General features: G+C 49.2%; 22 protein-coding genes and 3 pseudogenes. 9 read left to right on the top strand and 16 right to left on the bottom strand.

Going from position 1 to position 23,663, the window contains the following annotated elements; all coding sequences use genetic code 11:
• Window positions 1-13 precede the first annotated feature (13 nt).
• A complete protein-coding gene (locus EB241_RS08100; protein ID WP_199737334.1) occupies window positions 14-808 on the bottom strand; it encodes a siderophore-interacting protein in 795 nt (264 codons plus the stop codon).
• Between the two features lie 367 nt (window positions 809-1,175).
• On the opposite strand from EB241_RS08100, the gene EB241_RS08095 reads away from it, so the two are divergent.
• A complete protein-coding gene (locus EB241_RS08095; protein WP_124232689.1) occupies window positions 1,176-2,948 on the top strand; it encodes a hypothetical protein in 1,773 nt (590 codons plus the stop codon).
• A 519-nt stretch (window positions 2,949-3,467) separates the two neighbouring features.
• Here EB241_RS08095 and EB241_RS08090 read toward each other — a convergent pair.
• Window positions 3,468-4,844, bottom strand: coding sequence for an NAD-dependent succinate-semialdehyde dehydrogenase (locus EB241_RS08090; RefSeq protein ID WP_124232688.1), 1,377 nt, complete (start codon window positions 4,842-4,844; stop codon window positions 3,468-3,470).
• A 123-nt stretch (window positions 4,845-4,967) separates the two neighbouring features.
• Here EB241_RS08090 and ptrR point away from each other — a divergent pair, with 123 nt between their 5' ends.
• Window positions 4,968-5,849 (top strand): putrescine utilization regulator PtrR, encoded by an 882-nt coding sequence (gene ptrR, locus EB241_RS08085; RefSeq protein WP_124232687.1) that lies wholly within the window; start codon window positions 4,968-4,970, stop codon window positions 5,847-5,849.
• Window positions 5,850-6,043: 194 nt separating this feature from the next.
• On the opposite strand, the gene EB241_RS08080 is transcribed toward ptrR, so the two are convergent.
• Window positions 6,044-6,763: a carbonic anhydrase family protein gene (locus EB241_RS08080; RefSeq protein WP_124232686.1), complete on the bottom strand. Its 720-nt coding sequence runs from the start codon at window positions 6,761-6,763 to the stop codon at window positions 6,044-6,046.
• Window positions 6,764-7,363: 600 nt separating this feature from the next.
• Between EB241_RS08080 and EB241_RS08075 the strand changes: the two genes are divergently transcribed.
• Window positions 7,364-7,618, top strand: a complete 255-nt coding sequence (locus EB241_RS08075) for a hypothetical protein (RefSeq protein ID WP_124232685.1) — start codon at window positions 7,364-7,366, stop codon at window positions 7,616-7,618.
• 50 nt (window positions 7,619-7,668) lie between these two features.
• Here EB241_RS08075 and fabV read toward each other — a convergent pair whose 3' ends face one another.
• Entirely contained in the window at window positions 7,669-8,865 is a 1,197-nt protein-coding gene (gene fabV / locus EB241_RS08070; protein WP_124232794.1) for an enoyl-ACP reductase FabV, read from the bottom strand.
• Between the two features lie 210 nt (window positions 8,866-9,075).
• A complete protein-coding gene (eptB, locus tag EB241_RS08065; RefSeq protein WP_124232684.1) occupies window positions 9,076-10,734 on the bottom strand; it encodes a kdo(2)-lipid A phosphoethanolamine 7''-transferase in 1,659 nt (552 codons plus the stop codon).
• A gap of 559 nt (window positions 10,735-11,293) precedes the next feature.
• Between eptB and EB241_RS08060 the strand changes: the two genes are divergently transcribed.
• From EB241_RS08060 to EB241_RS08050, 3 genes and pseudogenes are all read left to right on the top strand, one after another.
• Window positions 11,294-11,761 (top strand): GNAT family N-acetyltransferase, encoded by a 468-nt coding sequence (locus tag EB241_RS08060; protein ID WP_124232683.1) that lies wholly within the window; start codon window positions 11,294-11,296, stop codon window positions 11,759-11,761.
• Between the two features lie 116 nt (window positions 11,762-11,877).
• Window positions 11,878-12,419: pseudogene (locus EB241_RS21400) on the top strand (IS110 family transposase); the annotation flags it as partial.
• A 456-nt stretch (window positions 12,420-12,875) separates the two neighbouring features.
• Window positions 12,876-13,343 carry a hypothetical protein gene (locus EB241_RS08050; protein WP_124232682.1) on the top strand — a complete coding sequence of 156 codons (468 nt, stop codon included), beginning with the start codon at window positions 12,876-12,878 and terminating at the stop codon, window positions 13,341-13,343.
• 113 nt (window positions 13,344-13,456) lie between these two features.
• Here the strand turns inward: EB241_RS08050 and EB241_RS21395 are convergent.
• Window positions 13,457-13,736, bottom strand: a pseudogene (locus EB241_RS21395) (recombinase family protein); the annotation flags it as partial.
• A gap of 54 nt (window positions 13,737-13,790) precedes the next feature.
• Between EB241_RS21395 and EB241_RS21390 the strand changes: the two are divergent.
• A complete protein-coding gene (locus EB241_RS21390) occupies window positions 13,791-13,958 on the top strand; it encodes a hypothetical protein (RefSeq protein WP_233592565.1) in 168 nt (55 codons plus the stop codon).
• A gap of 1 nt (window position 13,959) precedes the next feature.
• Window positions 13,960-14,403: a hypothetical protein gene (locus tag EB241_RS08035; RefSeq protein ID WP_124232680.1), complete on the top strand. Its 444-nt coding sequence runs from the start codon at window positions 13,960-13,962 to the stop codon at window positions 14,401-14,403.
• A gap of 31 nt (window positions 14,404-14,434) precedes the next feature.
• Here the strand turns inward: EB241_RS08035 and EB241_RS08030 are convergent.
• From EB241_RS08030 to EB241_RS08015, 4 genes and pseudogenes are all read right to left on the bottom strand, one after another.
• Window positions 14,435-14,732, bottom strand: a pseudogene (locus EB241_RS08030) (IS6 family transposase); the annotation flags it as partial.
• A gap of 175 nt (window positions 14,733-14,907) precedes the next feature.
• Complete coding sequence (locus tag EB241_RS08025; RefSeq protein WP_124232678.1) at window positions 14,908-15,234, bottom strand: YdbL family protein; 327 nt, start codon at window positions 15,232-15,234, stop codon at window positions 14,908-14,910.
• A gap of 10 nt (window positions 15,235-15,244) precedes the next feature.
• Complete coding sequence (locus EB241_RS08020; protein ID WP_124232677.1) at window positions 15,245-15,433, bottom strand: YnbE family lipoprotein; 189 nt, start codon at window positions 15,431-15,433, stop codon at window positions 15,245-15,247.
• Window positions 15,420-18,047, bottom strand: a complete 2,628-nt coding sequence (locus EB241_RS08015; RefSeq protein WP_124232676.1) for a YdbH family protein — start codon at window positions 18,045-18,047, stop codon at window positions 15,420-15,422. The genes EB241_RS08020 and EB241_RS08015 overlap by 14 nt, the downstream gene beginning before the upstream one ends.
• 187 nt (window positions 18,048-18,234) lie before the next feature.
• Between EB241_RS08015 and EB241_RS08010 the strand changes: the two genes are divergently transcribed.
• Complete coding sequence (locus tag EB241_RS08010; RefSeq protein ID WP_124232675.1) at window positions 18,235-19,227, top strand: 2-hydroxyacid dehydrogenase; 993 nt, start codon at window positions 18,235-18,237, stop codon at window positions 19,225-19,227.
• A gap of 42 nt (window positions 19,228-19,269) precedes the next feature.
• Here the strand turns inward: EB241_RS08010 and EB241_RS08005 are convergent, their stop codons facing one another.
• The 6 genes from EB241_RS08005 to pgpB form a co-directional block, all read right to left on the bottom strand.
• On the bottom strand, window positions 19,270-19,539 hold the full coding sequence (locus EB241_RS08005; protein ID WP_124232674.1) for a putative hemolysin: 270 nt from the start codon (window positions 19,537-19,539) through the stop codon (window positions 19,270-19,272).
• Window positions 19,540-19,898: 359 nt separating this feature from the next.
• A complete protein-coding gene (gene yciH / locus EB241_RS08000; protein ID WP_124232673.1) occupies window positions 19,899-20,225 on the bottom strand; it encodes a stress response translation initiation inhibitor YciH in 327 nt (108 codons plus the stop codon).
• The gene (gene pyrF / locus EB241_RS07995) at window positions 20,225-20,941 is read right to left on the bottom strand and encodes an orotidine-5'-phosphate decarboxylase (protein WP_124232672.1); all 717 of its coding nucleotides are present in this window, start codon (window positions 20,939-20,941) and stop codon (window positions 20,225-20,227) included. The genes yciH and pyrF overlap by 1 nt, the downstream gene beginning before the upstream one ends.
• Window positions 20,942-21,155: 214 nt before the next feature.
• Window positions 21,156-22,325, bottom strand: coding sequence for a lipopolysaccharide assembly protein LapB (lapB, locus tag EB241_RS07990; RefSeq protein ID WP_124232671.1), 1,170 nt, complete (start codon window positions 22,323-22,325; stop codon window positions 21,156-21,158).
• Between the two features lie 6 nt (window positions 22,326-22,331).
• Window positions 22,332-22,637 carry a LapA family protein gene (locus tag EB241_RS07985; protein WP_124232670.1) on the bottom strand — a complete coding sequence of 102 codons (306 nt, stop codon included), beginning with the start codon at window positions 22,635-22,637 and terminating at the stop codon, window positions 22,332-22,334.
• Between the two features lie 148 nt (window positions 22,638-22,785).
• Entirely contained in the window at window positions 22,786-23,547 is a 762-nt protein-coding gene (gene pgpB, locus EB241_RS07980; protein ID WP_124232669.1) for a phosphatidylglycerophosphatase B, read from the bottom strand.
• Between the last annotated feature and the right edge of the window lie 116 nt (window positions 23,548-23,663).

The raw sequence follows: 23,663 nt of genomic DNA, 5'->3' as shown, positions 1-23,663 counted from the left end.
GCCCAGCGACGATTCATACCGTCGGTTTATGATGCCAGTACGCCACGGCGCGGACAAAATCAGCCTGTAACCCGCGATGAAGAATAAAGTAGTCACTGAGCTGCTTTACTGCAGCCCCTTCACCGGTTAGCCAGATAAAATAATCCTGTTCCGGCAGCGTCACGTTGTCCAGTTCGGCAATCAGTGCAGCAATATCTTTACCCTGCATTGCCCCACTGCCCAGCCAGCAGATTTCCACATTCGGTGTTGCGCCCAGATAGCGACGCCCCTTTTCCTCATCAACAAAAGCGTACAACCTGCATGACGAACCCTGCATCGTTTGGCAACGACGCTTAAGGGCGGGTAAACCACTTTCGTCACAGACATAAAGCTGATATTCATAATCATCCGGGACAATCAGCGAACCACGTGGACCGCCCACAGCCAGCCTGTCGCCAGGTTTGGCTTTCGCTGCCCAGTCACTGGCAAGACCCGACTGATGCAGATAGAAATCCACGGTCAGACGGTCAATGCCATTAAAAAACAGTGGTGTGTAGTCACGGGCGGCAGGCCGCAGGCCCTCTTTCCATACCACGCCGTCCGACGTGATCTCAGGCAGGTTTAAGACCCCGGTTTCCGTATCAGGAAAAAAAACTTTGATATGATCGTCAAAGCCCGGCGATGTAAAACCGACCAGCGCTTCACCACCCAGTTCTATACGGTAAAAGCTGTCGGCAACAAATGTTTTTGCTATGACTTCCACCGGGCGGAAACGCAGTTCGTTTCTGACACGACGAGGCATGCGGTTTGAAATTTCGGACAATATCATTCTCCTCTGAACGGCACGGGACTGGTTCGCATAACAAGAATAAAATATATCTATGATATATCTTTACTACAAGAGCAAACAATAAAATCAGCACGCTACTTTTACAAACGTCATGGTTAAAAAAATAAACTGTCTCAGACACAGGAAACCAGACCCACTAACAGACTGAATGTTGATGCGTTTATTCCGCATTATTTTTGCTCAACTCTGGCAGTCACCCCGGTGATCCTGAGTGGTAAAGCAGCACTCTCCTTTATTGATTTATCAGGCGGTACAAAACGGCTTAAGCAATAGGTGGCACTATGATTTTTAAGCATTTTTACCCCTATATAATGTGCTTGTCTATTTTATAAAAGAGAGTGATGCCATGACACCAAATCCCCTTTCTGTAAGTACTGCAAGTACGGTTCATACCATAAAAAATGTTAATGATTTACGTAACCATGAGCCTCATGAACATGGCCAGCTTGCTCTTGTGCTGGAATACCACAGCGGCTCACTGGTTGGAGGCGGTCTGTTCTGTTGTGACATGGGAGACTGGAGGTCGCCGGATGATGGTGGTTATATTTTTGTCACTCAGGGAGGGAAACGCTGGCGGCGCTATATCAGCGACCTTAACCGCCTCAATGTCACGCATTTTGGTGCAATACCAGATGGTCAGACCGATTGCGTTGAGGCAGTAAAACGCATGTGGGAATGGTCGCGTATTTTGACGGGTGATGTGCGCCTGAATGAAGATATTGGTATTAAGTTTCCTGCCGGTCGCTTCTTTATCTCCTCGTTCGATATTGCCGATGACTTTATTAGCTGGGATGCCACCAAATTCCGACTGGCAGGTGAAAGCGTCTATTTTGGTTATCACAACAATACTTACCTGGTATCCAATAATGACAGCAACTTCATGTTCAGGGTTAAAGCCCGTTTTGTTGAAATCACCGGCCTGGCGATTGATGGTCGCAGTGATTACAACGGGCAGCGTAACCAAAAAGGATTTTATGAAAATACCAACCCTGGCGGCCAGTTCCTGCGCATTTCCTGTATGATCTTCAAGAATATGGGGGGGCGCAGCCTGAGCCTGTTGGACACTCTGGACTGTAAAATCGACCAGTTCTATGCTTCGCACTGTCATGAAACGGTGGTTTATGCAAGATGGTCCGATCAGATTGCTGGCTCATGGCACCATGTTACGGCGATTGAACTGAGCAACTTTAATATTCAGCATGGCAGAGAACGTCCGATGATCGATTTGACACGATCATCACAATCTCTTATCTGGAATGGCTGGATTGAACATACTGAATTTCCGGGCGATATTTCCAATGGCCAGTGGACAATAACCGCACTGAACATCGAGACCTGTCCAAATCCGCTGAAAGCGCATCACTGCCGAATTATCTCCACTCAACTGAATTTACAGGCTGGCAGCTGGATTGATACCAGCGATCAGGGAGAAAAATGGCTGAGTGAATGGGAAATGGGCCGGACATGGTTTGAAAACCACGGTGCGCGCATCGAGGGATCAATAAGTTATGACTATGTTTCATCAACCGAGTATATGGATAACCAGAGGCAGGATGAAGCCTGGTTTTTGCTTGGTCAGATGCATATGGAGAACTGGCAGTCACAGACGCAGATTAAACTGATTGGCAGTTCTGAATGGTATGTCATGCGACAAACCCAGACTGACTTTGATCCGGGAACCTCTGAGGGGCGTGCTGAGCTGTTTTTGCATAATGTGCAGGGAACCGTAACCGGGTCGTGGTCCTGTGTGGGCTCTTCTCCTGTCACGCGGGTACATCTGGAGACCGCTGGCAACAACCGGGTAAACATCTACCTGAAAATTAATAAATACACGGCATGGGTTAAAGCATTTGTCACCACCAGTTCACCGGACAGATTTAACAACGGTGTGACATTCAGATTCGATAAAAAATATCAAAGGGTTGAGGACCAAAATAAAATTAATGAGATTGAAAATGCCGCGGTTAACTGCTTCAACCAGACGTGGATAGGTAATCGTCAGGTGGGTATCGGGTATAACAATGACAATGAATTGCTGTTTCGGGGAAGGATTGATAATAACCAGCTGGTGATCAGGGTCAACGGTCAACGTTATGGCATTCCGCTGAACAGACTTTGACCAAAGACATCTGATTTACCGGTTCTGAAGCCTGTGGAATAACGTCATCAGGCTTTTTTAATATCTGCTAATCTGCCATCGTTTTAATGCTGGTCGGCAAACGATATCAGGGCTAAAAACGACAATGTTGGGGACATTACTCGTTCAGACCAGGGTAAATGGCTAGAGGCGTACGGTTTCCCAGAGCTTTTTTCTGTGGGGGTGCATTTAAACTTCGCCGGGATACCTCTTAGCTGCATAATGCGATGAAATAGTTTTATGCAGTAATTTCCAGTGGCCAGCAATACCACGGCGGCTGACGGTAATCGTCAAAAACTTTTATGATTTTTAATAAGATACGATTCAGAGAAATCAAACCTGCTCAGGATCAACGCGCTTAAGGTGCTCCGGCCCAGCCAGGTATTGACGGGCAAGGCCGGATTCTTGCAGACAAAAGGATGCCAGCCCGGCTGGTCATCCTTTTTCAGCAACACGATAAGCGGCTGCCGATTAGCCATTAACATGGCACAAAACTGATATTTATGATTCCTGCCAGATGGTCTGGGCATTGGTGAATTCACGGATACCAAAATGTGACAGTTCCCGCCCAAAACCGCTTTTTTTCACGCCACCAATCGGCACGCGGGGATCGGAGAAGCTGGGTGAATTAATAAACACACTTCCGGTAACAATCCTTGCTGCCAGTTGGCGGCCTTTCACCGCATCCCGGGTCCATAAACTGCCGCCAAGGCCAAACTCAGAATCATTGGCCATTGCAACAGCGTGATCGGCATCCTGTGCTTCAATCAGTGAGGCAACAGGCCCGAACAGCTCCTGACTGAAACTGGTCATGCCGGGCGTCACGTTACTCAGAACGGTCGGAGCATAAAAGTTTCCCTCTCCGGGAAGAATATGACCACCCAGCAGACACTCTGCTCCTTCAGCCAGCGTGGCCTTCACCTGCGAGTCCAGCTCATCACGCAAATCATAACGCGCCATTGGCCCAATATACGTGGCCTCATCAAGGGGGTCGCCTACCGTAAGGGCTTTGACCGCCGCTACAAATTTGTCACGGAACGCGGCAAACACGCTCTTTTCCACAATGATGCGTTTGGCCGCAATGCAGATTTGCCCACTGTTGATAAAGCGCCCCGTTATCGCTCCTTTTACCGCTGCATCGATATCGGCATCAGCCAGCACGATGAAGGCATCAGCGCCACCCAGCTCCAGTACACACTTCTTAACCGCTGCCCCGGCAAGGGTGGCGACGGCAGCCCCTGCACGGACACTGCCAGTCAGGGTGACGGCCGCAATACGGCGATCTTTTATCATTGCCGCGACCGCATCATTATCCGCATTCACTACGCCAAACAGCCCTTCAGGCACACCGGCTTCAGCAAGAATTTTCTGCAACAGCAACGAGGTAGCCATTACGTTTGGCGCTGGCTTCAGTAAATAGCTGTTTCCCGCCATAAAGATCGGCACTGCCCCACGCAAAACCTGCCAGACCGGAAAGTTCCATGGCATTATCGCCAGAATCGGACCCAGCGGCAAATACTGTACAAATGCCTTATTATCCTCAACCAGGGTGGGTTCAGGTTCGAGAAAGCCCGGCCCCTGTTGTGCATACCACTCACACAGGCGCGCACATTTTTCCACTTCTGCCAGACTCTGCGTAACCGGTTTGCCCATTTCCGCCGTCATCATTTCCGCCAGCGCTTTCGCCTGCTTACGCAACCCTGTAGCGATACGTAACAGTAATTCACAACGCGCTGGTATGGCACTGAACTGCCATGACTGAAAAGCGCTGTCTGCAAGATCTAACGCGGTTTCCACTTCAGCGGCATCGACAAATGGTGTCTGCTGTAAAATTTCACCGCTGTAAGGATTCTGTGATACGGAAAATGCAGTGCTCATAACCGCCCTCCTGTGAAGCTGATGTAAGAGATAAATAAATCCTATGCCGTTAAGGATAATCCTGCTGCTCTTTTCTTAAAAATGAATAATAATGAAAATATTTTACTCGAAATGAGAATGATGATGGATCTGACTCAACTGGAAGTTTTTCGCGCCGTTGCTGAACAGGGCAGTGTCACAGCCGCTGCCGAGCGGCTGCATCGGGTACCTTCAAATATATCCACCCGTCTTCGTCAGCTGGAAGAAGAGTTAGGGACTGAACTCTTTACCCGCGAAAAACTCCGCCTGCATATTACCGATGCAGGGAGAACCCTGCTGGATTATGCCTGCCGTATTCTTGCACTGACTGAAGAAGCACGCCAGCGTGTTTCCGGCCAACAGCCTGCCGGTATATTTACTCTCGGAGCGATTGAAAGCACCGCCGCCGTACATCTGCCACCGCTGATTGCCCGCTATCATCAGGCATGGCCGGAAGTGGAGCTGGACCTGTCCACCGGGCCATCGGGAGATATGATCGAAGGCTTGCTTGCAGGATCGTTCAGTGCGGTCTTTATTGACGGGCCGCCCAGGCATCCACTGTTGGAAGGCGTGGCGGTTTTCCCGGAAGAGATGGTGATTATATCCTCACTCAATCATCCGCCGGTAACCAGCGCAAAAAATATCGCCGGTGCAACCGTATATGCTTTTCGCGCCAACTGCTCTTATCGCCGGTTATTTGAAAACTGGTTTGCCGACTCGGCTTCAGCACCGGGAAAAATATTTGAAATGGAGTCTTATCATGGCATTGTTGCCTGCGTCAGCGCAGGAGCTGGGTTGGCGATGATCCCACTGAGTATGCTGGAGAACATGCCGGGCCGCGACAGCGTACAGGCATGGCCAATCGCCGAGCAGAGGGGGAAAATAGCCATCTGGCTGGTATGGCAAAGAGGCGCCGCATCAGCCAATCTGCGGGCGATGGTAAACCTGCTCGAAAGCTGCCAGGTAAACAATAAACAGCATGTTTAAATAAGCGCAAAAAAATCGCCGACACATTTCTGTGACGGCGATAGTGCAGATAATGTCGAGAAAGATCCTTTATTACGGCATTACCGAAGCGTGGCTACATACAGAGATACTCGTTTCAGTTTTGGGTAACTAAGTGGCGGGTTGGCAAAACTACCCGCTAGCGATTGCTCAATAGCGTCTGATCACATCAGCCACTAAAGAAATTCCAGCCGACCACCTTCAAGATGGTACATGGTGCCGACTATTTTAATTTTTCCGTCTTTTTCAAGCGAAGCGAGAACTTGACTTTTTTTTCTGATATTTTCGATTGTCAGCTGCACATTAGTTTTGGCAATAGCATCAATATATTGATAATCGTTAACGTCTTTCTCACCGGAATAATCTGTTTTTTCTATTGCCGGTTTGATTTTTTCAAGCAGCGATGTGAGATTACCCAGTTTTGCATCCGATGCCGCTCCTTTAATTGCACCACATTTAGTGTGCCCCATTACCATAACAATTTTGGCCCCTGATAACGCGCAGGAAAATTCAAGGCTACCAAGAATATCTTCATTTTCTATGTTCCCTGCCACGCGGCAGTTAAATAATTCCCCGATGCCTGTATCGGTGATAATTTCAGCTGGGGTCCTTGAATCTATACATCCCAGGATTACCGCAATCGGATACTGCCCATTCCGACTGCTTCGTTTCTGAGAAAGGAAATCATGCTCAAGTTTTTCACCCTTTCTGAATCTGTCGTTACCACTTTTAATCCTTGCAATGACTTCATCTGGAGAAAGTTCATCACGTTCCTCTTTGCTGAGAAGCCCGGAATCTGCCCCGGCGCTAAAAGGAATGCCCGTTAAAAGACCACTGGCGACTACCGTTGAAAAAAGGGTGGCTTTTTTTATGAAAAGTCTTCTTCCAGATTCCATGAACACCTCATATTGTTTCAGTTTGATAAGGATTAACCGCAGTTGCACTGGATAATTGCAGCCAACAGGCGGACTGGCAATTGGATCCTATACCACAGATTCATTAGCCAACCAACAAAACCTTTTTATCACGCTGGCAACGCAGTCTCGGTAATAACGTTAACCAGAGAATAGCTAAATAAAAAATTTTGACGAACAAAAATTAGCATGCACTTGCTAATCATTGCCTTGCGGAAGGCATTTTATAACCAATGTAATTAAACAGTTGAACCAGCCGTCTGACTATTAATGGCCCTTATAAATCGCCCTCAGTCTGGTCATTAAAACAGAAAATGAACGGTTTATGTTTTATCTGACAAGGTACTTTATCAAGAATGTGAGCCGTTAATATTACAGAAAATACATCAGACGGCGTTAAAATTACGCCGCGAAAATGAAATATTTTGTTTCACTTCGGGTCGATAAATGCAGTGCACTGACCAGATGCGTTAATTAGGATAATTCCTGAAATATAAACAACACATTGAATTAACCGAATGGTCTTACCTGACAGTATCAGAGATTTTCGTTGTGTTTTCGCAGAAAAGAAGCGGAACTGACATGACAAAACGGTGGCAGGATTTCCCCCCTGCTGATTATCAAGGGAGCTTACTTTGGTGTCTGGCTAAGATAAGTGAATTTTATGCCACCACAGATGGGCAAAGGCCCGGTATCCCACCACAAACCACCACGCAAATGGGCGTTTATCAGTGCGGTGTTCCTTTTCGGATTACTGGCAATCGTCTGGTGGCAAACGTCATTGCGGGAATGAAAAAGACTGCCTGTCACTCCGCGCTGCAACAGCGGTCAGAGTAAAAGGCAGCCTGCCTGATCGGTTGTGTTTCTGGTATGTTACACGGTGAAAGTTACATCTGTACCAGGTGATTGATCTTCACGTCAGCGTTGACGTCAGCATCATAATCAACGCCCTCAAGACCAAAACCAAACAGCTGCAGGAACTCTGTTTTATAACCGACGAAATCGGTCAGTTCATTGAGATTTTCATTGCTGACGGTTGGCCACAGACGGACCACTTCGTCCTGTACTTCTGGCTGCAACTCTTTATAGTCAGCGCGCAGACGGCCCACATCATCCATAACCGGTGATGAACCATACAGACTGTCTTTGAATAAGCCATAGACCTGTTCTATGCAGCCTTCGTGAGTACCCTTCTCTTTCATCACCTTAAACAGCAATGACAGATAAAGTGGCATCACCGGGATAGCAGAACTGGCCTGAGTTACTACCGCTTTCAGCACCGATACCCGCGCATCTCCACCCTGTTCAGCCAGCGACTCACGAATTGACAGCACGCGCTTGTCCAGATCTTTCTTGGCCTCACCGATGGAGCCGTTCCAGTAAATATCATGTGTGATCTGTTCGCCAAGATAGGTAAAGGCGGTGGTTTTCGCCCCATCAGCCAGAACCCCTGCCGCGTTAAGGCAGTCAATCCACATTTGCCAGTCTTCCCCCCCCATCACTGCGACCGTACCGGCGATCTCTTCCGCAGAAGCTGCCTCAAGAGTAATATCGGTGATGGTTTCTTTATCGGTGTTAAGACCACGGGTCACCAGCGTCTTACCAACGGGTTTCAGGGTGGAATTAAACACTTCCCCGGTTTTCGGGTGCGTTCGGCGTGGCGCTGCCAGGCTGTACACCACCAGATCAACTTGCCCCAGATCCTGTTTAATCAGTTCAATGGTCTTCTGTTTTACTTCATCAGAGTAAGCGTCACCGTTGATGCTGGTGGCATATAATCCTTTTGCCTGAGCGGCAGTTTCAAAAGCAGCGGCGTTGTACCAGCCTGCAGTAGCGGGTTTATTCTCTTCACCTGGGCGCTCAAAAAACACCCCCAGGGTATCGGCTCCACAGCCAAATGCAGCAGAGATGCGGGCTGCGAGACCGTAACCTGTGGAAGCACCAATCACCAGTACTTTCTTTGGACCACCGGCGATATGACCGTGGCTGGTGACGTATTCAATCTGTTTCTCAACGTTAGCTTTGCAACCCGCCGGATGGGCAGTAACACAGATAAAGCCACGGATGCGTGGTTTAATAATCATGTCGACCTCAATGGAAGCTGTCTCAGTAAATTCGGGCAACAGAATACCTGCTTGTGGCCCTTCAGGCAAAGATGACAGCCACTTAAGGACTGTCATCCCCTGAGCCGGGCCTTTCCTGCGTATTTTTTGTCCATTCCCGGACACGCAGGCGCACGTGTCTGAGCTGTTCTTTCCGGCAAACTCCTTTTGCCTGTGGGCTTTCAGGCACCTTTACGGAGTGACGTGACACCAGTTACGCAATGCATTTATCCCACCATCCGGTGATGTAAACCCGCTACAGCCAAGGATGCTGTCAAACAGCTTTTCGTGAAAAACCGGCGTTTTATTCTTTGCCAGCGTCTGCAACTGGCTGAATGCCGCCGCATTAGCAGGCTGTTGCAGGAACTTGTCCGATGCCCAAACCATAATCGGTATGGAACGCTGCTCGATGGGTGCCTGATTACGCGGGGTGCCGTGAAAATGCATATTTTCCGAGATAGACTCACCGTGATCCGAGGCATAAAACACGATGGCGTTACGGTTTCGCAGCTGATTAAACACCTGTTCCAGCACAAAATCCGTGTAAAGCAGGCTGTTATCGTAAGCGTTGATCATCTCCTGTGCTGAACAGCGATCGTCTATACCTCTGCATTCCGGTTGGTAGCGGGCAAACTCACGTGGATAACGTTCGGTATAGAGATAGTGCGAGCCTTTGGTATGCAACACCACCAAATGTCTACCCTGCGGATGCCGGTCGAGGGAATCTTTCAGTTCGCTGACCAGTGCCATATCGTCAATGGGTTTACCTACGTTACGCTTTTCAGACTGGATGGTTTCGCGCAATGCATAGTCATCGGCCATTACTTTGTTGTAAAACCACGCCTCACTCTGCATGGCAAACAGTTCTGAAGAGAAGCCCTGTTTTTTCATCACCGTGAACACGTTCATCTCTTTTAGCGTGCGCTCCGGCGCTTCAGAAGCGCCGCCTTCACGTACGAACATGCAGCGCAGTGACAGCTTGGTGGAAGTGTCACAGGAATAACCCTGTAATGCCGCAAGGTGAGTTTCTTTATCAAGGTACGGTGTGTTGTCGCGGCTGTAGCCATAGACCCCCATGTGATCGCGGCGGGCGCTTTCACCGATCACAAATACCACATAAAGATCGTTAACATCCTTTGGCGGGATGTAGGTGAAGTGTGATGCAGGATCGAAAAGATTGCGACTGTCCTCCGCCTGACTCCAGCTACTGTAAGCCAACAATCCCATCCCGGAGAGCCAGTTTGAAGGAGAATAACTCCCTGCCACCACCCCGCCATAGCTGGCCATCATCCGGTTATGTTGCCTGTCGAGATCTTCCTGATGATTTCCCATCACTTTCAGCGGCAGCCAGCAGCATACGCCTGCGGCCAGCATAACAGCGCCACGGCGAAGAAACGCCAGGCCGTTGCGGCGAACCAGTTCAGCTTCAGGCAATGGCGTCAGCCACAGCACCAGCAGCGGTAACAGACTGACCAGTATCAGCCAGAGTGCGAAATTCCAGCCAACTGACTCCCTTGATAAATCCAGACTGTCAGTGGCCATTACCGCAGCAATAATGCCGTAGCCAATATCGACATTAAAAAAGATCATGTAGTAGCTGGCCGTCACCGAAATGAGTGCCAGCAAAGAGAGTAAAATACGAAACAGCAGGCGCCCCGCCATAGAGGCCAGCAAGGTGATAAAAAGCACCAGCGAAAAAGCCGCCACAACCTCAATGGCGGTTGATAAAGCGGCATCGTAATGCAGCTGGTGGTAACGGCGGAAAAAGATCGGCAGATTTAAAACAATTCCGATGTAAAAAGCGATAAAACAACAAACCCGGTACTGGGTCATAAAATGCAGTTTTTTCATCTGTGTCGTCGTTGTTGTTGCAGGTGAATGTGATGCCAGAAACAGACCGGATTTGCTCTGCATACTGCCACGTCAAGATGTTGCAGAAATAAGACAAGGTAAAGTTAAGCGAGTTTACCTCTTTGAAACAAAACATGAATGTAAACTTGTAACAAAGAATGTTAGGAATGAGTAAAACTTAGGCTGGCACTCAGGAAAGTGCTGTTGAACAGTGGTGCTGACAGTGTAGCCAGCGCTGAAGCCATCGGCGGGACAGGACACGGGAATGGTCAGTATCAGCCCGGACCTGATATGACAGCTTTCGCGGACAGAACATCATCAAACCTGACAGCCTGGTTTGAATTGTGAGTTCAACGGCTCGATGCCACGCTATCCTTAATCAAAGGGGGAAGATTGCCATGAAACGAAGAACGCGAATTAACTACACACCGGGACAGAAAGCGATTATCTGGGACAGATATAAGCAAAAGTACCACCTCACCCCTGGCGATTCCGAACTACAATTTTTTCATGGAATAATAAGGTCAGATTTCCGTGAATCTGACAGGCAGGAACGAAAGTGAGCATTTCAGAGAAATATGAATGGCATAAGGTTAATTACCAGGTAAGTACCGACCGAGAAAAGCTGGATGTGCAGGCTATCCATCGGTATCTGACAAGATCAAGCTGGGCAAAAGGCATTCATCTGGACATTGTATCTGCGTCAATTGAAAAAAGTCTTAATTTTGGCCTTTACCATAATGAACACCAGATAGGTTTTGCGCGCCTGATAACCGATCACGCTACATTCGCCTATCTTTGTGATGTTTATGTACTGGAAGAATATCAGGGGGAAGGACTTGGAAGATGGCTTATGGAATGCATACATAGTCACCCTTTGTTCAGGCAGCTTCGCAGGATCATGCTGTTCACATCAACCGCTTCCTGGCTTTATGAAAAGTTTGGCTACAAGCCTGTAAATCAGGAAAACTATGCATGGACCATTACCCGGCCTGATATTTACACGAATGGAAAAAAGCCTGGCTGAGAAAAACTGATATCAGGCGTTGAGACTGCAAACGAGCTTGTCAACTTGCCTGTTAGTGAAATGGTCACCCTGTGAGCGGTACGCTGGCAGGGTGACATTTTCCTGAGGGTTCCGTCATGCAAAATGTCACGCTTGTGGGTATTGAACTGGGTAAACATTCCTTTCATGTTAATTGCCAGGATCGGTAAGGCAATGCCCTGCTTCGTAAAAAGTTTTCCCACTCTCAACTCGCCACTTTTCTTGCAACCAGCCCGGTCTGTTCCGTGGTAATGGAGCCCAGCACGGGGGCGCATTATATGGCAGGAACCCTATCTCTGTTGGGCCATCAGTGTCCGCCCATTTGTCAAAAGTGACAGGAACGATTTTGTTGATGCTGAAGCTATCTGCCAGGCAGCTTCCCGTCCCTCCATGCGCTTTGAGACACCCCGGAAAGAAGACCAGCAGGCAATATCTGCACCACACCGGGTCAGGCGTTGTTTGATACGGCAGCGCGTTAAAACCACGGTTCAGATGCATGCCTTTCTGCTGGAGTTTGGCATGAGTTTGTCACGGGGTAACACAGTGACAAAACGCCTCCCTGCTGTGTTGGAGGAAAACCATATCCCCCCCCTACCCGGAAAGGCTTCTGGCAAGACTCCATGCGTATTACGGTTATCTCAGGAGTCTGACGCTCAGTGACGTTAGGCAATATTCTCCTCCTCTAATGCTTCTTTTCATGGCCTTTTGTCAGGGTAACGGAATAATCACCAGGCATTTTGATATGCCCATTGCAAAGCGGAGAAAGGCGGGCGATATTCTCACCATGAGGTTTGGCACCGTCACCGCCGAAATTTCTGGCACCAGGGCGGCAATATTTTTTTGACCGCTTTTTGAGGTGCTGACATGAATTACGACGCTGCCAGTGAGACTCGATGTATAAGCTATTTAGATGTTGCAATCAGTAATCGCCGCCAAAAATAATCGTTTTTTGATAGCTATAAATGAGTGACTTGTGCATTTTATACAGCGTCATTCGAAATAGATTGATAGCGCTTCATAAAACTTCTCAAGAAATATACAAAAGTGGCTTTTATTTCAGTGTATTCTTCGAAAAAAATTTTAACAGGAAATTATCATGATGAATTTATGTGGTAAATCATGTGACCACATTACCAATAACATTGGTGATATTTTTACCAAAACCGAAAAAAATGTCGTCATAGAAAAGCAACCCTTACCTGCTATGATACATGAAGTCAGAAACTCAACAGTAGAATTATTGGATAAAAACATCAGACTAAACAAGGAAAATAACAGATTAACTGAGAAAAACACCATATTAAAAATCGATATTAAAGATAACGAAGATGAACTCCTGGAATCAAAAAATCAATTACACAAACTGGAGGGCTTGATTTTTGCAAAAAATGAAGCACTTGGTTCCCTTCGAGCGGAACACGAAAATTTAAGCGATGCGATAAATAATAAAAAAACAGATTTAAAGAAATTAAAGTCAGAAATAAACAATTTAAAATTCAAAAAATCCCCATTCCAATCGGTAGCTCATAAGCTTAAAAAAGAATGTTCGAAAATAGTCAAATAAAAAGACAGAGATCCTCCTAGCATTAATTTTTTGGTTAAGTTATGCAACTGGTTACTGTATATAAATAATGAGATTCTTTGCCGGGGATCGTATAAATTCCCGAAGCAGAGGGTTTAGCCAGTCCTCTCATCTTTGATAATTTTATAAACAGTGAAACGGGCAATACGGAGTTGCCGGGAAATCCCGGTGGCTCCGATTCCCTGACAGCACATAGCCCGCGCTTACGTCCAAACCGCAGGCCTTTCAGCATGGCTTCCTGTCGGCCTTCATTAGTACGTTCCAGTTTCCTGCGCCATCCAGCCTGCGCGACTGCCGACAGAATGGATGACCACCATTTTTACCCATTTCCCCGTCAGTACTGATCCCGTCATCAATAAACAGCACGGCGCGCCCCATCATCGCCTGACACGGGCTCGCTGGTCTCACGCATCGAATCCCTCAGCAGTTATGGAAGCGGCCCATCGTGGCGGCATGAAAGCAGTATATGATAAAATGTTGCAATATATTTATATTTTCAAACATGACGCAAAAGGTCACAAAATCGGAAAACCAACAATTCCACCTCATCTGTACAGAAGAAAGCTTGAAGAAGCCGCCCCGTTCAGGCAGGAATAATATGTTTAACAAATTATCAGTCGCTATGCTGTTAACCCTGAGTTTGTCCCTGACGGTATTTGCAGGCAGCGATAATGAAACAGATGCCCGGCTGGATACCCTTATGGGTTTAAATTCGCACGAGCAATACCACAACGTGTTTAATAAACTTCAAAAAGCGGTTAAAGAAAAAGAAGCTGTTGCGGCAATGGTCGATTATCCCCTTACCGTTACGGTCAGCCATAAAGCCATCGATATTGCTGACAACCGTGCTTTAATTAAAGTTTACGATAAAATTTTCACCAATCGGCTGGTAAAAATCATTTTGGATCAGAGATACGCCGATTTATTCGCAAAAGAGACAGGCGTTATGGTTGGTCCACATGGAGAGCTGTGGTTTAGTGGCCTGTGCACCGTTAACGACTGCAGCAAATTTGATATCAAAATAATGCAAATCAACAATTAACCGCACGTGTCTGCACGGGTGCGGACACAAAGAGCCTCTGACCATCAGTATTAACAGCGCGGTAGAGGAATTTCCACTGCCCTCTGACTTTTATATACATGTCGGCCATTCGCCACCGGCGACCCACGGTTGGTTTATGCTGCCCCCCACCGCCCAGCCCCGGCACCAGACGTATTACCCACCGGTCAAGCGTGGAGTGATCAACAGTGATACCACGCTCTTTCATCATTTCCTGCAGTGATCGAGTACACCAGATGACAGCGGACACACTATGCAATAACATCGCCAGGACAATGCAGGCGTCGGAAAGATTTTCGAATCAGAACCATAGTCAGGCAACATCACAAAAAACAGCATGTTACCTGACGACGCGTTAATACGACAGAGCCGCTCAGAGTCTTTGCAACCTCTGCCGTTCAGTGTGCCATCGCTGTGTCAGGTCAAATCTGCGCGAATACACATGATGTGTGTGTCACACATATAAACGCCCCGACAGTATGCGGTTCAGGGCGTTTTTTGCAGCCATTTTCCATTAATACCGCGTACATACTCTCCCGGCGCCGCGCGCGCAACCAGCTTCTGTCCCGCTATTCGCCCGACGTCGGCCGCCGTCAGGTTATTTTTTTGCGCCAGCATTTCGTACTGCTGTTGGCGCCGCTGATTAATTTTTGCAACCAGGGCTACGGTGTCGCTGTCCTGCTCTACTGCGGCAATATAACCCGACAGCGTTTCACCAACTCGCCCCTGCTTTCTCGCTTCATCCAGCGTCAGCGCCATTAGCGACGGCGAAAGCAGTAGCAGAGTTAAAAGCAGACTTTTTAGTTTTTTCATCCGACGCTCCTCAGAACAGATCGCTCTGACTTTTTAACAGGGCTTCAACGTCTTTATCCACTTTTATATGAATCTCATGCTCAATTTTGACATTCATATTTATTGTGATGGGCTCCTTGGGTGCTGCCACTTCGATGCGCGGTATACAGCCGCTGAGCAGCAAAATGACGGCAGGCACCAGCAGACTAATGCGTATCATGTTTATTTTCCTTGTGCGTTGGCAGGGTGGCATTCTGTTCAAGCCAGGATTGTAAATTGTCGCCAAAGCGAAGACTTCGCCACAGTTGAAACAGGTTTTCCTGCTGGGTGTAATTAAGCGACACACGCTGATTTTTGTCGCTAAAGCGACTGGTACCGTTGACCTGTGCCTTAAGGTTCATCTGACCGAGGTTATCAATATCCACAGTTGCCCAGCTGTGAGAAATTTCCATATAGCGTAGCCAGTCAGTGGCAGCACCTGCCGCAATGTTGTTGGCTGAGATGGCATCCGCAAAGTCTTTATCCAGCCGTAAGGTCAATGGCCCATTGCTGGCAATCCATCCGTCTTTGACCAGCCAGTGGGCATCATCAAGCCAGAGCGGCAACGCGGCATTAATATGGCCGGAGATAGCGATCTGTTTCGGTCTGAGTGCGGTCACCAGCTCACTCATACTGATATTTTTCAGACGCAATGTTGCCGCACTGGTCTGTGGCATTTGCAGGTTTTCCAGGCGCATTTTTCCACCCAGCACATCCATGCCAACATTCATCAGACGCAGTGGCTGACGATGACTCCAGGGATACCAGCCTTGTAAATCAGCCGTAATATTCTGTAATTTAAACTGGTTTTTTACCTCTTTGATGCGTAACGATACCGGTCCTTTGCTGCCAAAATACCACTGATGGGCTTTAAGCCGGAACGGCAAAGAAAAGTCTGTGCCAATGATTTCATTATCTGGCATAAACACACTACCATCGCTAACCACCCAGTGCCCTCCGGCTTCAAATCCCTGATCGTTAGCAGCAGAGAATGCCATCTGGGCTTTCAGCGTGCCCCCCTGAATTTTCATTTTCATGGCGTTACTGAGCAGCGGCTGGAATACCGTCAGCGGCTGTTCAGGCCACCATGCCTGGCCGCGCAGGCGCTCTCCATCCCAGCGCCCCTGAAGGCGCACCGGACCAATCGGACTGGCCTCCAACGAGCCTTTCAGCAGAAAAGAACCGGGATCACGCCCATGGAGGTTCATCACCAGCGTTGCTGGCGGCAGATATCCACCGTCGCTGAACGTGGTTTGTTGCGCCGCCAGTCGCAATTTGCCACTGAAAGACGGCCCGGTCCGATCACGCTGCCAGCGTAGCGGTGTTTCCAGCGTCAGTCTTGGTGCATGGATGTTGACGCTGCCGTAGCTTATCTGATCAAAACCGGTCGACAGGGACTGTAATTCGATCGATTTGTCCTGCCATTTTCCCTTACCACTCACGTCCCAGCTGGCGTGCAGAGGCGCCAACACCCCATCCCCCCAATACCGCCACTGCCACTGACCTTTATCAGGCCAGAAACTGTTTGCCCGGCCATCCAGATGTAAACGAAACTGACCTTTGCTGGTATCGTGCGCGGTCAGAATGGCCTGCAATCGTCCCATGACGCCAGCAGAGGACACCATGACGCCGGAGAGTGGCCAACGCGCCTCATCCACGTCCAGTGTTGAGAGCAATCTTCCACGCATTCTCAGCAACGCACCGGGTTTAAGCGCCAGAACCGGATCGAGCAACGCCCCCTGCACTTCGCCCGGGATAGCAGCAAAAAAAAGCAGTTGAGACACTTTGCTTTCACCCGTCAACCGAAACGGTAACTGGCTGTGACTCCAGTCCAGGCGTCCCGGGCCGAGGGTTAGCACCATGTTACCTATTCCGCCACGTCCCTGTGTCAGCATGTTAAGACGTCCATTGATGTCAGTTTGCGCCAGCCCCAGCCGCCAGTTTCTCAGTGAGAGATTAATTCCCCCTGACAGCGGCTGACTGGCATAAGGCCAACGCCATTGTCCCCGCGCAACGGTGATTTGCGACGATGTAACCTGCCAGGGCAATTTGAACAGGGACATCCCGTCATCCTTCTGCGTCAAGGTCAGTTCACCCTGATCCTGTTGCCAGTTCAGATTCGCCTTTAGCGGATGTGGAATATCTTCCATTGTCAGCCCCGCCTGCAAAGCACCAGACTCAGGCAAAGTGTCAAGCCTCTTTGACAGCGTTACCTTGCCGGATACCGTAACCGGCTGCGTCAGACCGGGAACATTAACGGAAAGTGACAAAATATTAAGCTGCTGGTCTTGTAACATGGCTTGCAGCTTGACATTTTTTCCCTGATAGCTGACCCGCTGCTGTTTACTGTCCAGTCTGAGTTGCAGTGAACCCGCCCAGTCCTGCCAGGGACTGACAGCCAGCCGCTCGATCGCCACGTCGGCGGCTGGTAATAAAGACGGCCAGTCGAGCTGTGATGTTGGGGAGGGTACCTGGCTGCCCGATGGCAACTGACTGGCACAATCGCTGTTTATCTCCACATTTCCGGCATGTAACTGCCAACGCCCGTCACTCCTTTTCAGTGACAAACTGCGGACAGTGACCATTTCACATGTCCCCACACGATAGCTCACAGCGGGTAACCACAAACCACCATTGCGCCAGGATACATGACTGTCCAGATGAAGGGTGGTGTTAGCCGGTAGCCACACGCCGGCAAGCCGGGGTAACCAATGGGTGATGGTCAGAAATAAGGTGACACTGACTGACAGCAGCAGCACTGTTGTCGCAGTGAACAGCTTTCCGCTGCGGGTCATGGCAGATATTCCATTAATTCCGTGAAAGTCATGGGGTTGAATAATGTCACGTTATCTGTCCTGCGAGAAGCGCTATCAGAAAAACGCTGGCGGGAATTATCTGATATGCAAAGTGCATCGCCGCATAATGATAATTATTGTTATTATCTTCGCAGCCCTTTTTAAGTTCAGGTTCACAGGAGAGATAATGAAACTCGCGGTCTACAGTACCAAACAGTACGACAGGAAATACCTTGAGCAGGTTAATATGACTTACGGCTATGAAATGGAGTTTTTCGATTTCCTGTTGACGGAAAAAACGGCTAAAACGGCTTCAGGCTGTGAGGGAGTGTGTCTTTTTGTCAATGACGATGGCAGCCGCATGGTGCTGGAGGAACTGGCAAAGCTGGGCATTCGCTTTGTGGCTCTTCGCTGTGCCGGATTTAATAACGTTGACCTTGATGCAGCGCGGGAGTTGGGAATTAAAGTGGTCCGCGTTCCGGCTTATTCGCCGGAAGCCGTGGCTGAACATGCCGTTGGAATGATGATGACGCTTAACCGACGCATTCATCGTGCTTACCAGCGCACCCGCGATGCCAACTTTTCGCTGGAGGGATTAATCGGCTTTAATATGCATGGTCGTACTGCCGGGATTATCGGCACCGGGAAAATTGGTATCGCCACGCTGCGTATTCTTAAAGGGTTTGGCATGCGTCTGTTGGCCTTCGATCCTTATCCTGATTCGCAGGTGCCGGAACTGGGCGCGAAATATGTCGATTTGAATACGCTTTTCCGCGAGTCCGACGTCATTTCGCTACACTGCCCGCTGACAGCTGAAAATAACCACCTGCTCAATATGTCCGCCTTTGAACAAATGAAAAATGGCGTGATGATCATCAATACCAGCCGGGGTGGATTAATTGACTCTCAGGCAGCGATTGATGCGCTTAAGATACAGAAGATTGGTTCACTTGGCATGGATGTTTATGAAAATGAGAGGGATTTATTCTTTGAAGATAAATCTAATGATGTCATTCAGGATGATGTTTTCCGACGCCTTTCTGCCTGCCACAATGTACTTTTTACCGGTCATCAGGCGTTTCTTACTGCCGAAGCGCTGACAAGTATTGCGCAAACGACGCTGGAAAACCTCAGGACCTTGAAAGCAGGTCAGCATTGTCCATACGAACTGACTGTCTGAATCATTACCGCAGGCCGGATTATCCGGCCTTCCCACCTCTTATCAACGTGCGCAACGCCCATTCACCAGCGCATTTTCCCCACAGCGCCGACCATTTGCCAGCTGGCACATACCAACAGAACTACCATCCAGCTGGCGCGACAATGCGATGACGCCACCGGCATTCGCACAGGCATTCTCCGCCAGGCTGGACATTTCAATATGCGTCGGGGCATGTGCCGCAGTCGCTTGTTGTGGTGGCTCGTTGTCGGTATTGCTGCTACAGCCCGACAGCAACAGCACAACGCCTGCAAAGAGAAATGCAGCTTTCATTAAGAAACTCCATAAGAAGGTAGTCCGGCAGCTTTCCAGCATAATCCACGTTCTGATGCCGGTCGAGGGCTGTCATGAATTTTTACGAAATTAAAATGAACGCGATAACAATAGGCTGTAGTCCGTATTTATTGAATTATCTCGCCGGGCTGTCCGCCGCGGAAAAAAGCGATCCATTCCGGTAAGGCTGATATGGTGAGCCGATCCTGCCTGTAAAGCGTCAGATAATATATTTTGGCAGGTCAGGCAAGAAGCCCTCGGCTTCAATCATCACCTGAACGGTGGTTGACGCTGATAACGCAAGGCCTGAAATTTTGCTCCTGAGCCGGCGATGACAGGAAACAGACGGCCTGACGCAATCAACCGCCGGCCAGTTTAACCTTGAGACCTTTGGCCTCCAGTAGCGTTTTAATCAGATCCCGCTTGTCTCCCTGGATTTCTATCACGTCGCTTTTAACCGCACCACCGCAGCCACATTTTTTCTTCAGCTCTGCCGCCAGGGTATTGAGCTCAGCATCTGACAGATCCAGACCCGTCACCAGACACACGCCTTTACCTTTTCTGCCGCTGGTCTGACGCTGAATACGCACAATACCATCGCCTTTCGGGCGCAGAGCGACGGGCGCAGACTCCGCGATCCGCCCGGTTTCAGTGGAGTACACCAGGCGGCTGTTATTATCAGCCATTATGATTCCTGTAATGAGGTCAGAATGCCGTTAAGCGCTGCAGCCGGATCGGCAGCCTGAGTAATTGGACGTCCGATCACCATATAGTCAACGCCGGCAAGCCTGGCCTGCTGTGGCGTCATAATCCGACGCTGGTCGCCCGCCTCGCTGCCCTGCGGACGAATACCCGGCGTAACCAGACGAAAATCAGCGCCGATCGACTGCTTCAGCCGCCCCGCTTCGTGCGCCGAGCAGACCACCCCGTCAAGGCCACATTGTCGGGTAAGGGAAGCCAGCCTTTCGGCATGATCGCCGGGTGACGCATTGATGCCAATCTGTTTCAGATCGTCTGCTGCCATACTGGTCAGAACGGTAACCGCTATCAGCAATGGAGCATCTCCGCCAAAAGGAACCAGGGCTTCTCGCGCGGCGTTCATCATTCTCGCCCCGCCGCTGGCGTGAACATTGACCATCCAGACACCAAGATCCGCCGCGGCCGCAACTGCATGCGCCGTGGTGTTGGGAATGTCATGGAATTTCAGATCCAGAAACAGCTCAAAGCCTCGCTGCTGCAAATCGCGCACCAGCCGTGGGCCAAAAAGAGTAAACATTTCTTTTCCCACTTTCAGGCGGCAGCTTCGCGGGTCAATTTGGTCCACGAAAGCCAGAGCACGGTTGAGATCGGCATAATCTAATGCGATCAGAATCGGGGAATCACTGGCCTGAACTGAATGCATGGCAAAACCTTCTGAAAATTGAGCACCGTCAGGCGCTGGAAATAAACGACAGGCATTTTACCTGTGCCGTCAGCAAATTCACAGTTCATCGCCGGAGTTTTTCCTTTCCCTTGCCTGGCTGCCTATAACACTGGTGTTGCTGGCACATTAAAGCAGGAATAATAATTAGTATGTTGTAACTAAAATAGGTAACGTTGAATGCACAGGTTCAGCATTACTGTCCATCCAGCCCACGTATCGGTTTAACCGATGACCAGGCACGGCAGGAAGGACAATGCCAGTAAAGCGCATGGGCAGTAAAACCACACTTCAGGCAACGATAACGGGGTTTGGTACGGATTTGCTCTCCTACCAGGTCCCGCAGCACCATCAGACTCTCTTTTGCCCTGCCGTCTTCTGCTTCATTAAGGTGGAAGTCAATAAGACGGTGAAAAAGTCTCATCGTGGGATGGCGCTGTAACTGACGGTTGATATAGAGCTGTGCGGACTCCCCACCTTCGTCATGCTCAATAATATCAGAGAGATAAAGCTCAGCCGCTGCCCCTGTGTTTTCTTCCACACAGCGCCTGAGATAGTCAGCCCAGATGTGGGGTTGCTGCAATTGAGCATAACAACTTTCCAGCATTTCCAGGGTTTCACTTACCAGGTCCTTATCCTGCTCAATGACCCGCTGCAGGATCCCGACAGCACGAGTGTAGTCCCCTTTCGCCATAGCGATACGTCCCATCATGATGGAGACACGCGCGCTCTGGCGATCGGCTGCCTCGCCTTTTTTGAGCAGGCTCATCGCGCGGTCAAGATCGTCACTTCCCATCGCCTGTAATGCCAGTTCACAATAGAAATGGGCGATTTCCATACGCTGTCTGTCTTTGCCCAGTTTGACCAGGCGTTCGGCAACCTCAATCGCTTTCGGCCAGTCACTGGTCGCCTGATGAATAATCAGCAGCTGTTGCAGTGCACTAATGCGAAAATCCGTTTCATCAGTCAGCTGGCTGAACATTTCTTCCGCACGATCATAAAAACCAGCCACCATATAATCACGGCCAAGTTGCTGTATGGCGAGCAGGCGCTGATCGTAGGTCAGGGAGGCACTTTCCATGAGCGCCTGATGGATCCTGATAGCGCGATCCACTTCCCCTCTTGAACGAAACAGGTTACCCAGAGTCAGGTGGGCTTCTACCGTTCCGCTATCTTCTCTGAGCATCTCCAGAAACAAATCAACTGCTTTATCCTGCTGGTTTGATAGCAGGAAGTTAACTCCGGCCACGTAATCACGCGATAGCCGACTGGCCTCCTGCTGTTTATCCTGTTGCGCACTTCTGCGCCCCATGTACCAGCCATAGGCTGCGGCAACGGGCAATAACAGAAACAGCAGTTCCAACATGAGAAGTTATTCCTTTGCGATCTGCTGAGGTGACGTTGTCACGTTATCTTCAGTCTGCGTCAGCTGCTGCAAACGTTTTAGTTTACGCTGGGCATTTGCTAAAGAAACACGCAGTCGCAACCAGAACAGACCACAAATCCCCCAGCCAAGGATAAAACCAGCGGCAAACAGCGTTGCAACCAGGGTGGAAACACGAAAATCTCCCTGTGCCAACAGATAATTGAATGTCACAACCTGATCGTTATGCGCCCCAAGGGTAATGGAGATAACGAAGATCACTAAAACCAGTAAAAAAATCAGCAAGTATTTCACAGTCCGTCCCGTAGTCTGGTGATAACCAGATGAATTATGCCAAAAAAACCAGCCTGTTGCTTGTCTGATGCATCAACAAAAAATGGCAGAAGAAATTCTGCCCCACATTCCTGTTTCATGTTATGGGGACAGCAAGCCGTAATAACAATCACCGACGTTCTCGCTCATTGATTTCCCGCTGTTCTTCTGGCTGCACGCTGAGTGGTCCACAATATCGTTGTACCAGCCACGTGGCACAGGTTACCAGCAGCCAGCTGATGAGGGTTGAAATAACCAGATCGCGCGGCCAGTGCATTCCCAGCACAAGTCGACTGCCCATTACCCCTGTGGCCCAGATAAACAGCACGGTTAATGTGACGAACCGACGTCGCGGCCAAAGCAGGCCAATTGCCAGCAATGCCCAGCTGGCAGCAAACATAGTATGGCCGGAAGGAAAAGCATAGCCCGTTTCAAATGCCCAGTGCGATTTCAGCCAGACAGGCAGGCAGTTGTTGCTGGCCACCGCCTTGACTACCAGTTCGCTGCGCTGCTGACGTGGCTGCTGATAGAACGTTTTCTCATCAAGGGCATGGCTTTTTTCCAACCAAAGCACATAAGGGCGTGGCTCTTGCACCTGCTCTTTAATCAATGTCTTAAGGCACTGCCCTGCCAGGATCGCCAGAAGCATAATGGCCAGTAACATGAGGGTGGGTTTCAGTCTGTAGCGCAGGCACCAGGTAAACCAGACGCACAGCACGACACTGGTCACAGCGCCCCACGGACTGGTCACCGTCTCTGTCATCCAAAACAGCATCCGCTGCCAAAGTCCGTTCTCCCCCGGTCGCCATTGCCAGTCAGAAATCCAGACCATGACAGGCATAATCAGCAACAATACAGCACCCAGCATGGTCCGCCTGACAATATCAAACATAAAATTCCTCAAACTTTACTGGTTTTGTTGTCTTTCCATCTGACAATATGAGAAAAAATAATAACATACTGCTTTGAATGATGATAATTGTGCAGTATCACAGTAATCGCTCCAAG

The sequence above is a fragment of the Erwinia psidii genome (assembly GCF_003846135.1).
Lineage (GTDB): Bacteria > Pseudomonadota > Gammaproteobacteria > Enterobacterales > Enterobacteriaceae > Erwinia > Erwinia psidii.
The sequence above is the reverse complement of the archived record's forward strand: the minus strand, read 5'-3'. Positions and strand labels throughout refer to the sequence as shown.